Below are 12,077 nucleotides of genomic sequence, written 5' to 3' on the forward strand. Positions count from 1 at the left end.
ATGAATATGTTAATTATTCTGGGTAATGATAATTATACCAGTTTTAGTAATAGTACAAGTTTTGAAGTGTTGAAGAATGGTACTAATTCCAGTATTGATATTTCTGGTGATTTTAAAGTGGGTGAGACTATGATCGGTGTTAAGGTTTATGATAAGAATGGTGATCCATTAGTTAATATTCCTATTGCTGTTACTGTGGATGGTAATCTTTATAGTGATGTTACTATTAATAGTACAGGTGGTTGGAATTTAACTTATTTGACTAATCGTACAGGAAACATCACTGTGACTGTTAATTATTCTGGTAATGATAATTACACAAGTTTTAATAATAGTACAAACTTTGAAGTGTTGAAAAATAGTACTAATAGTATTATTCTTGTGGGTAATGTTCAGGTTGGTTCTGATGTTAGTATTAGTGGTCAGCTTGTGGGTTATGTTGGTGATGGTTCTGATTTGTTGAATGTTACTGTTGATGGAAACGTTTATAGTGATGTTATTATTGATAGTAATGGTGGTTGGAATTTAATTTATTTGAGTAATCGTACAGGAAACATTACTGTAACTGTTAGTTTTAATGGTAATGGTAATTATACTGCGTTTAGTAATAGTACAGTCTTTGAGGTGTTTAAAAACAGTACTAATTCTAGTATTGTTATTCCTAGTGATGTTAAGTTGGATGAGACTATAACTATTGGTGGTATTGTTTTTGATGAAAATGGTGGTGTTTTAGGTGATATTGGGCTGAATGTCACTGTTGGTGGTAAATTATATTATGTGACTACTGATTATAGTGGTAAGTGGATTTTAGTTTATGTTGCTGGTCGTTTTGGTAATGTTAGTGTTTCTGTTAGTTGGACTGGTAATGAGAATTACACAGGTTTTACAAACAATACAAAATTCAGTGTTATTAATGTGAAAAAAGCGGATATTCATTTATTTAAGAAAGGTGTTGTTTCTCAGAGGGTTAAGACTAGTAAGTTTTATATAAAGTCTTTGAAGTATAGGAATTTTGGTAATGCAGTGGGATCTAAGACTTTTAGTTTTAAATTCAGTAAAAAATATTCATTGTCTTATCTTAGAGGTTCAGGGCCTGTGAAACTTAAATTTGATAAGAAGACTAATATTGTGACTGTTTATATTACTGGTCTTGCTTCTAATGCTCTTGTGAAGGTTAAGTATAAGCTTGTTCGTAAGATGAAAAAAGATATTGGGAGTTATGGTGGTCTTCGTTTGGTTAAAAAAGCTGCAGTTAAAGCTTTAAACTCAAATCTGATTGTTTTGAGAAATGGCTATGTTTATGAGAATTTTGGGAAGTTTAAGGCTTCTAAGTCTTTAGGATTTAAGCTTGGTAAAACTATTTTGAATTATGTTAAAAAATCAGCACGTGTGAGTAGTTTTGTTAAGAATAATCAAGTGAGGTTTGAAATTAAAAAAATCCCACCTACTGGAAAAGCATTGTTAAACTTTGGCGTAAGTAGAAATGTATAAAAGTAATTGATTTATATATTAAAAGGATTATGTTTTGAATCTTTTTTATTTTATTTAAGAAGAAGATTTAATTTTTTTCCTTTCACTTTTTCATTTCTCTTCTTTTATTTCTTTTTTGTGGATGACTTATGATTACAAGTTCAATGAACAAAACTATGAATTTTAATATATTTTTGAACAAAAAAATATATATCACAATTTTTTAGAAATTATTCATTTTATTTTATATACTCATTAAACAAAAAATAATAATAATTGTGAGTCATCCTCATTTTTTTATATTATTATGTTTGTTTTTATTTTTTATCAACTTCTGATTTTTCATCTATTTTATTGGTATTAATTATTACTTATCATAGTCCTTTTGAAACTTTAGTAATATTTAATACTTTTTTAGCTAAATCTAAGTTTAATTATTACGAATTTTTAGAAAAGTATTTATATTTCTTTTTTATAATTATATCTATAGATAAAAATCTTACTAAAATCAATTTTAGTATTACTTTTTCATTGATTTTTTATGAAATTTATTACATAAAATTTTTGGAAATATTGATGAAAAAGTGTTAAAATATAGTTATTAATGTGTCATAATTTAAAAATTAGTTAAAAAGCTTCGTTCAAAATTTTTTTATTTTTTAAGAATATCGCTTGATTTTAGTATTTTTTTTATTTATATTACCCGATCTTATGGTATTGATTAAATATTAATTAGATATTTAATTAAGAGTTTTATATTGATTTTATTACTTTTATTACTTTTATTACTTTTATTAATTTTATTAATTTTATTAAATTTATTAACTTTATTAAATTTACTAATTTATAGCTTATTAAATTTACTAAATTTATTAATTTATCAATTTTTTAATTTTTTAATTTTTCTAATTATTACAAAACAGTAATAATTTAATATTTTAATTATTATTGTATAATATTAATATTTGATTTATAGCAATCTATGATTATTATAATCATTTATAAGATTTTTTATAATTATTCTTAGTATACTAATTTAATACCTCAAACATCAATTATTTTAATTTTAATATTTGTTTTTATTACTATTTCTTGTATTTTCTTAATTTAAGTAATAATTAATACTTTATTTAGAAAATAAAGAAAAAAGTATTACGAATTTTTAGAAAAGTATTTATATCAATTTCTATAATTTAATTTTATAAATAAAAAATAATCTTAATAAAGTTAATATTAGTAATACTATTTCTAGGATTTTTTTATAAAAAGTATTACTATTAATAGCTTTTATATAAATTATTTTCTTATTTATACTTTTCTTATTTATATTTTTTTATAATATAGCTAAAAAGTTCTATTTAGATAAATTTATAAAAAACTTTCTTTAGAGATTTGAAAATTAAATTTACTATTTAGCTATTTGAAGAATAATTTAAGGAATATTTAATGAAAATTGAGGAAAAAATATGAAAAAGCAACATATAATGATTATAGCTATTATTATAGTTATTGGTATTGTAGCAGGAGGTTTAGTCCTTGGAAATTCATCGACTGAAAGAAATCCTGATGAGTTGGTAACTGCAGTTGGAGCTCATGGTGGTGAACCTGAAACTGGTTTTAATCCTATTTTGGGTTGGGCTTCAGCTTCTGAACCTTTAATTCAGAGTACTCTTTTTAAAAGAAATAATAATATGAGTTTAGTCAATGATTTAGCTACAAATCATACTGTAAGTAGTGATGGTAAAACATATACTGTAAATATTAGAGATGGAGTTAAGTTTCATGATAATAGTTCTCTAACAGCAAAAGATATTGCATTTACATATAATGAAGCTAAAAAAGTTGGGGGAGATATTGATTTATCTAATATGGTTAATGCAACAGCTGTAAATGATAGTACAGTTGAATTTTACTTGAATAACTCTGATTCAACTTTTATATCAAAATTGTCTACTCTTGGAATCGTGCCTTCTGAAAGTTATAATAATGAGACTTATGGACAAAATCCAATTGGTTCTGGTCCTTATAAATTTGTTCAGTGGGATAAAGGTCAACAGGTTATCTTAGAATTAAATGATGATTATTATGGTAAAAAACCAGAATTTAAAAAGTTAACAATATTATTCTTAACAGGAGATGCAGCATTTGCAGCTGCAAAGAAAGGTGAAGTTGATATAGCTGAAGTGCCTTTGTCTTATTCTAATGAAAAAATCAGTAATATGTCTTCAATTATACTTGATTCTGTTGATGCAAGAGGAATATCTTTACCATATCTTCCAGATACAGGTAACAAAACTGAAGATGGTGTTTCTATTGGAAATAATGTGACTTCTAATAAAGCTATTAGAGAAGCTTTAAATTATGGAATTAATCGTCAAACTATTATTGATGGACCTTTACAAGGACATGGTAATAAATCTTTTGATGGTATTGGATATCAACTCCCTTGGAATAACACTGAAGCAATTATTGAAGATGGAGATATAGATAAAGCTAAATCTATACTTGAATCTGATGGTTGGAAAGACTCTGATGGTGATGGAATTTTGGAAAAAGATGGTCAAAAAGCATCTTTCACTGTTTATTATCCTTCTGATGATACAACAAGACAATCCATTGCAGTAAGTGTCTCTGAACAAGCTAAAAAATTTGGAATTGAAGTTAATGTTGAAGGTAAAAGTTGGGATGAGATTGATAAACTTAAACTTTCTAATGGTGTTGTATGGGGATATGGAGGTTTAGATCCATCTTCTTTGTATCATCAGTATTATGGTGGATTTGCTGGTAATAATTATGATAATCCTGCATTTTACGATAATCCTATTGTAAATCAACATATGGAATCTGCTTTATCTTCTTCTAATCTTGAATCATCTTATAATGATTGGTCAATGGTTTCATGGGATGGATCAAATGGAATATCTCCAAAAGGTGATGCTGTATGGTTATGGACAGTATTTGTAGATTATCCTTATTTTGTTGATAATTCTCTTGATATATCTGAGAATACTACCACAATACAACCTCATGGTGGAGATATTTTTGGAAATATTTATGACTGGAAACGTGTAAATCAAACAGGTTAATTTAATTTCTGTGAGTATTGTTTAATGATTAATTGAGAATTATTAAGAATTAATTATTAAGAATTTTTAATATAAATCTTCAATGATTCTTAAAAATAATTCTTTAATTAATCAATTTTTTATAAAATGGTGATTTGTTGTTTAACTATAGAAAATTAGCTATTTTTTTGGGATATAAAGCAATTAGATTAATTATTCTTCTTATAGCTGTAGCTATTATTAGTTTTGTTCTTATAGATATTTCTCCAATCGATCCAGTTCGTGCTTATATAGGGGAAATGACTGTTAGTGGTGAACAATTAGCTAATTTACAGCAATTTTGGGGTGTAAACGTACCAGTCTGGGAAAAAGCATTACATTGGACTCTTGATGTTTTTCAAGGAAATTTTGGTATTTCTCTTATTTATAGAGTTCCTGTTTTAGAAGTTATTGGAGATAGATTTCAAGCATCTTTAGTTTTAATGTTTGTTTCTTGGCTGATTTCTGGAGTTCTTGGTTTTACCTTAGGTACATTAGCTGGAATGTATAGAGGAAGTTGGATTGATAAATTTGTTAAAATATATTGTTATATCCTTCTTTCAGCACCTACCTTTTGGATAGCTCTTTTGATGCTTATGGTATTTTCAGTATACTTAGGATGGTTCCCAACAGGTTTAGGAGTCCCTGTAGGAGTTTTATCTGAAAATGTGACGTTTTGGGATTGGTTAGATAGATTAATTCTTCCTGCAACTGCTCTCAGTGTAATCGGAATTGCTCAAATTGCTCTTTTTACAAGAGATAAACTTAATAATATTATGTCTAGTGATTTTATAATTTTTGCAAAAGCTAGAGGTGAAAAAGGCTGGTCTCTTGTTAAACGTCATGGAGTTAGAAATATTCTTCTTCCAGCTATTACTATTCAATTTTTATCTTTTAGTGAGTTGTTTGGAGGGGCTGTTTTAGTGGAACAAGTATTTTCTTATCCCGGTATAGGTCAAGCTGCTGTTGCTGCAGGTCTTAGAAGTGATGTTCCTTTACTTTTAGGTATTGTAATTTTTTCAACAATCTTTGTTTTTTGTGGAAATACAATTGCTGATGTTATTTATAAATTTGTAGATCCTAGAATTAGGGAGAGTGAATCTAATGAATAAACCTGCGGGTGATCCTATTGATAAGCCAATTAGAAAGTTTTATACTTCTCCTTTAAAGATGAATTTAAGAACAAAAACTATTTTGATTATTAGTTTAACTTCAATGTTACTTTTAGCTGTTGTTATAAATAGTTTATTTATTAATGTAGCTAATATTACAACTAATTTTAGTGCAATTAATCAACCTCCTTCATTTGAACATATTTTTGGTACTGATTGGATGGGTAGGGATATGTTTACAAGAACAATGAAAGGATTAGGTCTTAGTATAATGATTGGTGCTTTTGCATCTATTATTAGTATGATTATAGCAGTTATTCTAGGTCTAATGTCAAGTATGAACAAGTATTTGGATACTTTTGTAAGTTGGTTAGTTGATCTTTTCTCATCTATCCCTCATCTTTTGTTGATTATTTTGGTTTCAATAAGTTTAGGCGGAGGAGCTGTTGGTGTAATTATAGGTGTAGGTGTTTCTCATTGGACTTCATTAACAAGGGTTCTTAGAGCAGAAGTAAAACAGATTAATACATCTGATTATGTTCATATTTCAAAGAATTTTGGTAAATCAAAATGGTGGATAGCTAAATACCATATTCTTCCATTAGTATTAACTCAAATATTTTTAGGTGTGATTTTGGTTTTCCCTCATGCAATTATGCATGAAGCCAGTGTAACTTTCCTTGGTTTTGGACTTTCTCCTCATGAACCAGCTATTGGAGTGATTCTTGCTGAATCAATGAAATATTTAGCTACAGGAGCTTGGTGGTTAGCATTTTTCCCAGGTATATCTCTATTAATAATTGTTCTTTCATTTGATTTAGTTGGGGATAATTTGCAAAGATTATTAGATCCTACAAATGCACATGAGTAAGGGAGGTTTTTAATTGTTAAATATTAAAAATAAAACTATATCGAATGATATGAATGAAAATTCTGAAAAATCAGAAGAATTATTATCAGTTTCAAATATTTCAATTTCATTTCTTCAATATACTAGAGGATTAAGACAAAATTTACTCAAAGTGATCAGTGATTTAACATTAGATATTTCCACTGGGGAAATAGTAGCTATTCTTGGTTCTAGTGGTTCTGGAAAGAGTTTACTTGCACATGCAATTCTAGGAATACTGCCTAAAAATGCAACTCTCACTGGAGAAATGAGTTTTAAAGGGAAAAATTTAGATCAAAATCTTAAAGAGAACGTCAGGGGGAGTGAAATAGCTTTAATTCCACAATCAGTTAATTATTTAGATCCTCTTATGAAAGTTTCTGATCAGGTTATTGGTGAAACTGTTGATGAAGAAGATAAAAAAACTAAAAAAATTCATCAAAGAAAAGTTTTTGAAGAATATGGTTTAGGTGAGGAAGTTGATGATTTATACCCATTTCAACTTTCTGGAGGAATGGCAAGGAGAGTTTTGGTTTCAACAGCCCTTATTCAAAATCCTGATTTGGTAATTGCAGATGAACCTACTCCTGGCTTGGATGATAAAGCTATTGAAGAAACTTTAAATTACCTTAAACAAATGGCAAATGATGGAAAGGGTGTTCTTTTAATTACTCATGATATTAATGCTGCTTTAAATGTTGCTGATAAGATAGTTATATTTTATTCAGGATATGTTATTGAAATAGTTAATGCAAAAGACTTTTCAGGGGATGGTGAAAATTTAGTGCATCCTTACACACGTGCACTTTATAAGGCTCTTCCTCAAAACGGTTTTCATTTGTATGAAGGTCATCAACCAATACATGGTGAAATTCCAGAAGGTTGTGTTTATTATGATAGATGTGATCATCCTACAGATTGTTGTAAAACATTAAACCCTGAACTTCAAGATATTCAAGGTAAAAAGGTACGATGTCATAGAGGTCATAGAAAATATTCTAGATACTATTTTCATTAATTTTTCATTAATTTTTTATTAACTTTTTTATTATATTCTAGTGAGGTAATTTAATGGAATTAAAAGGAGAAAATTTAAGCTTCAAATATGATTCTAGTAAAAGATGGATTTTAAAGGATTTAAACATAAATATAAAGAGTGGTGAGATTAAAGGTTTGGTTGGAGATAGTGGTAGTGGGAAATCTACTCTTTCAAAAATTTTAGCAGGGTATATTGATAATAAAAACTTTGAAGGTAAAGTTGAAATTAATGGTTTAAATATTTCAAAAAATGAATATAATCCTGTACAATTAATTTTCCAACATCCTGAACAAACAATGAATCCAAAATGGAAAATGAAGGATATTTTATATGAATCTTGGAATGTGGACGAGGATATTATAGAAAAATTTGGAATACAGAAATCTTGGCTTAATAGATGGCCTAATGAACTTTCAGGGGGAGAGCTTCAGAGATTTTCAGTTCTTAGAGCTCTTTCTCCTAATACTAAGTTTTTAATAGCTGATGAAATGACAACAATGTTGGATGCTGTTACTCAAGTTCAAATTTGGAATCTTGTTATAGATTTAGTAAGAATGAAAAACATAGGAATGTTAGTTGTTAGCCATGATAAGGATCTAATTAAAAAAATATGTGATGAAGTCGTTTATTTAGATGATATAAATAATTTTTAATTTTTTTATCTTAGATCTGAAAGAATACTATGACTGAAACATCATAAAATATTTCAGTCATAGATGAATTTCAGTAGCATTGTTTGAAGCAAAGGTTTTAAATACTTTAAAATATATATAAGTAGCTATGAGTCATGATTTAGATAAGAATCAACATTCAGTATATAGGTTGACATATCATCTGGTGCTTGTAATTAAATACAGAAGACAAGTTATCACTCCTGAAATCTTCAATAGATTGATTGAAATTTTTAATAATAATGCTTCTAACTTTGATATAGTTTTAGAAGAATCTAATTTTGAATCAGATCATGTACATTTGTTGTTCAAAGCTAAACCTCAAACTCAATTATTAAAATTCGTAAATGCGTATAAATCGGCCAGTAGTCGTTTGATTAAAAAAGAATATCCTGAAATTAGGAAAAAGCTTTGGAAGGAAGCTTTTTGGAAAATAGGGTACTTCATATCTACAACGAGTGGAGCTAACTTAAAAACAGTGACAAAATACATACAAAATCAAAAAAGACTATGAAAACAATAGTTAAGTCCTATAAAATTAGGATATATCCAAATAAATCATTGCAGGATAAATTATACAAAAATTTTGGATACAATCGATTTGTATTCAATCAATTACTCAACTATAATCAGTTAATTTTTAGTTTAGTTGTTAATAATCCAAGAATCAATCCCTATAACTATATACCTAAAGTTAATCGTTCGACACTTAATAATTGGTTGAATGTGCTTAAAGCTGAGTATTTTTTCTTAAAAGATAGTGAAAGTACCAGCTTACAATCGACTTGTGATATATTCAAAGACAGTATGGTTCGATTTTTCAAGCACCAAAATAAGTTTCCAAGATTCAAATCACGGAAAAATCCCATACAAAGTATCCGTTTAAAGAACAATAACAATAGCATACGGTTTGAAAACAATAAATTAAAATTACCACGATTTGGATTAATTAGATACAGAGATAATAGAAAGATTAAAGGAGATATACTTAGTTGTACTGTCAAATGTGAAAATAACAGATGGTTTGCAGTACTAAACTGTAAAAATGTTCCAGTAAGTCCAATGTTAAAAACTGGAGATAATGTTGGTATTGATTTAGGCTTAAAAGATTTGATGATTTTTAGTAACGGCGAAAAGAGAAAACCAATCACTCGCCTAACTAAAATAGAACACCAAATAGCCAAATTAAATAAAAAATTATCAAGAAAAGTAAAAGGTTCTAACAACTGGAAAAAAATTGTTCAGAAATTACAAAAATTGTATAATAAAGTCTTTGATATTCGTAATGACGAATATCAGAAACTATCCACAGAATTAATTAAATCTTTTGATTTAATCGGTTTAGAAAAATTATCAGTGAAAAATATGATAAAAAATAAGCGATTAAGTCATAGTATAAGCCAAATATCTTGGTCAAGACTTGTTGATATGATAAAATACAAGGCTGAATGGTATGATAAAAAATGTATACAAATAAGTAAAGTTTTTCCATCATCAAAGCTTTGTAACAAATGTGGATATAAAAAAGAAGATTTAACACTAGCTATCAGGGAATGGACATGTCCAAAATGTAGAACAAAACATGATAGGGATATTAATGCATCTATTAACATTCTTAATGAAGCTATCCGAATAAATAATGAATGTACCACTGGATAAGTGGGAATTTAAGATTGTGTCACTATGGAACAATAGTTCTATCTAAACAAGAAACTGTAGCTTAACATATTAATAATAATGTTAGAGAGCAAGAATCTCCGACTGAAACTTCATAAAATAATCAGTCGGAGAGTATGTCAAATATTTTCATTCAATTTTAATTATTTATTATATTTCAGTTCTTTAATTTTTAAATCTCGGAAGTTAATTACTGTATTTATGGTTCAGTTATCCGAATAATTATATATACTATAAAAAACTATATGTAATGTATAATATTTTTTTTGACTTATAATTATAAAGGTTTACATTATAAATATAATTAAATTTATAGGAGATAGAATGATAGTAAAAGATTGGTGTATGTTCTGTGGAGAATGTGCGGGGGTTTGCCCAAGGAATTTAATTGAAGTTAAAGAATCTACTTTAATTTTTGATGAAAGCGAATGTAGAGATTGTAGCACTTGTGTTAAGGTTTGTCCTATCACAGCATTAGAAAAAGAATAATATAACAATATATTTACAATTATTGATTAATATTTATTAGGTGGATATAAAATGATTAAAACTGATGTATTAGTAATTGGATCTGGACCTGCAGGATCATCAGCAGCTAAACATGCTGCTTTAGGTGGAGCTAAAGTAATAGTTATAGATAAAAAATCTGAGATTGGTGCTCCAAAACGTTGTGCTGAAGGGGTTTCAAAAGCAGGACTTGCAGATTTAGGAATTGAACCTAATGTACGTTGGGTTACTAAAGAACTTGATGGGGTTAGGTTAGTTTCTCCAAATGGTACTAATGTATGGTTAACTTCTGATGAAATTGAGCTTCCAGAAGCAGGTTATATTTTAGAGCGAAAAATATTTGATAAATATATGGCTATGGATGCAGCTAGAGCTGGAGCTGAAATTAAGATAAAAACACTTGCCCATGGAATGAGAAAAGAAGGAGATGCTTATGTTGTCACATGTGAGCATATGGGTGAGTTATTTGAGATAAAAGCTAATATAATTATTGCTGCAGATGGACCAGAATCTCGAGTAGCTAGATGGGCAGGACTTAGAACAGCTACTAAGGCAACTAATATGGAGTCAGGAATCCAATTTGAAATGGTTGGAGTAGAAATGGAAAAACAGGATGTTATTGAATTCTACTTTGGAAGTGTTGCTCCTGGTGGTTATGCTTGGATTTTCCCTAAAGGTGATGATATAGCCAATGTAGGACTTGCTGTAATAACTAATGACACTGATAAAACTCCTTATGAACATTTAAAAGATTTTGTAGCTAATTGTCCAGCTACTCAAAATGCTCAAGCTGTTGAGTTTAATATTGGTGGAGATCCTGTTGGTGGAATGCCAAAAAAAATATATGATGATAATATCCTTGTTTGTGGAGATGCTGCAGGTCAAGTTAATCCTTTAACTGGTGGAGGAATCATTAGTGGTATGAAAGGTGGAATGCATGCAGGTATTGTTGCTGCAAGTGCTATTGCTGATGGTGATTTTTCTAAAGATAGATTGAAAGAATATGATAAAAATATTAGGGATGACATTGGTCATGAAATTGATAAATATTTAAAAGTTAAAGATTATGCTCTTTCTTTATCTGATGAAGAACTTGATTCAGTTGCTGATGCTTTCCAAGATGTAGAATTTGAAAAAGTAAGTACTACTGAACTTGTTAAAAATCTTATAAAAGTTTCTCCTAAAGCATTATTAAAATTAGGGAAATTATTATAATATTTTTTTATTTTTATTATTACTTTTACTATTATTTTTATTTTTTAATAGAGGATGACTCACAATTATTTTTGTTCAATTAGTATATATACTAAAATGAACAATTTTTAAAAAATTTTATTATATGATATTTTGTTCAAAAATATTTCTAAACTTAGACTTTTGTTCATTGAATTTGTAATTATGAGTTGTCCTCAAATATAGTTATTTTTCCTACTTTTACTTATTTTTAGATTTATAATTGTTTATATTTTATCTTTATTTTTTTATATTATGAGGGTTGGCCAAAAATAGCTTTTTTCAAAAAAAAAGTTTCTTTTTTTCCCAAACAAAGGATTTTCTTAAGGTTTTGACAAAGCAATATGGAATTTTGGCCTACCCTCATTATTTTTT

General features: G+C 27.9%; 10 protein-coding genes. All 10 read left to right on the forward strand.

Features of this window, described 5'->3' with window-relative positions; translation table 11 throughout:
• Positions 1-6: 6 nt before the first annotated feature.
• A complete protein-coding gene (locus MarbSA_RS00005; RefSeq protein WP_054834862.1) occupies positions 7-1,491 on the forward strand; it encodes a hypothetical protein in 1,485 nt (494 codons plus the stop codon).
• Between the two features lie 1,445 nt (positions 1,492-2,936).
• A complete protein-coding gene (locus MarbSA_RS00010; RefSeq protein WP_221061569.1) occupies positions 2,937-4,556 on the forward strand; it encodes an ABC transporter substrate-binding protein in 1,620 nt (539 codons plus the stop codon).
• A 137-nt stretch (positions 4,557-4,693) separates the two neighbouring features.
• Entirely contained in the window at positions 4,694-5,686 is a 993-nt protein-coding gene (locus MarbSA_RS00015) for an ABC transporter permease (protein WP_221061570.1), read from the forward strand.
• Positions 5,679-6,557 (forward strand): ABC transporter permease, encoded by an 879-nt coding sequence (locus MarbSA_RS00020; protein WP_081720110.1) that lies wholly within the window; start codon positions 5,679-5,681, stop codon positions 6,555-6,557. The genes MarbSA_RS00015 and MarbSA_RS00020 overlap by 8 nt, the downstream gene beginning before the upstream one ends.
• Before the next feature lie 49 nt (positions 6,558-6,606).
• Positions 6,607-7,593, forward strand: coding sequence for an oligopeptide/dipeptide ABC transporter ATP-binding protein (locus tag MarbSA_RS00025; protein WP_221062025.1), 987 nt, complete (start codon positions 6,607-6,609; stop codon positions 7,591-7,593).
• Positions 7,594-7,646: 53 nt separating this feature from the next.
• Positions 7,647-8,267, forward strand: coding sequence for an ABC transporter ATP-binding protein (locus MarbSA_RS00030; RefSeq protein ID WP_221061571.1), 621 nt, complete (start codon positions 7,647-7,649; stop codon positions 8,265-8,267).
• A 127-nt stretch (positions 8,268-8,394) separates the two neighbouring features.
• Positions 8,395-8,799, forward strand: coding sequence for an IS200/IS605 family transposase (gene tnpA, locus MarbSA_RS00035; protein ID WP_221061572.1), 405 nt, complete (start codon positions 8,395-8,397; stop codon positions 8,797-8,799).
• Entirely contained in the window at positions 8,796-9,944 is a 1,149-nt protein-coding gene (locus tag MarbSA_RS00040; protein WP_221061573.1) for an RNA-guided endonuclease TnpB family protein, read from the forward strand. Before tnpA ends, MarbSA_RS00040 begins: the two co-directional genes overlap by 4 nt.
• 342 nt (positions 9,945-10,286) lie before the next feature.
• Positions 10,287-10,451 (forward strand): 4Fe-4S binding protein, encoded by a 165-nt coding sequence (locus tag MarbSA_RS00045; RefSeq protein WP_221061574.1) that lies wholly within the window; start codon positions 10,287-10,289, stop codon positions 10,449-10,451.
• Positions 10,452-10,502: 51 nt separating this feature from the next.
• On the forward strand, positions 10,503-11,684 hold the full coding sequence (locus MarbSA_RS00050; protein ID WP_221061575.1) for an NAD(P)/FAD-dependent oxidoreductase: 1,182 nt from the start codon (positions 10,503-10,505) through the stop codon (positions 11,682-11,684).
• The last annotated feature ends 393 nt before the right edge of the window (positions 11,685-12,077 follow it).

The organism is Methanobrevibacter arboriphilus, from assembly GCF_019669925.1.
Classification (GTDB): domain Archaea; phylum Methanobacteriota; class Methanobacteria; order Methanobacteriales; family Methanobacteriaceae; genus Methanobinarius; species Methanobinarius arboriphilus_A.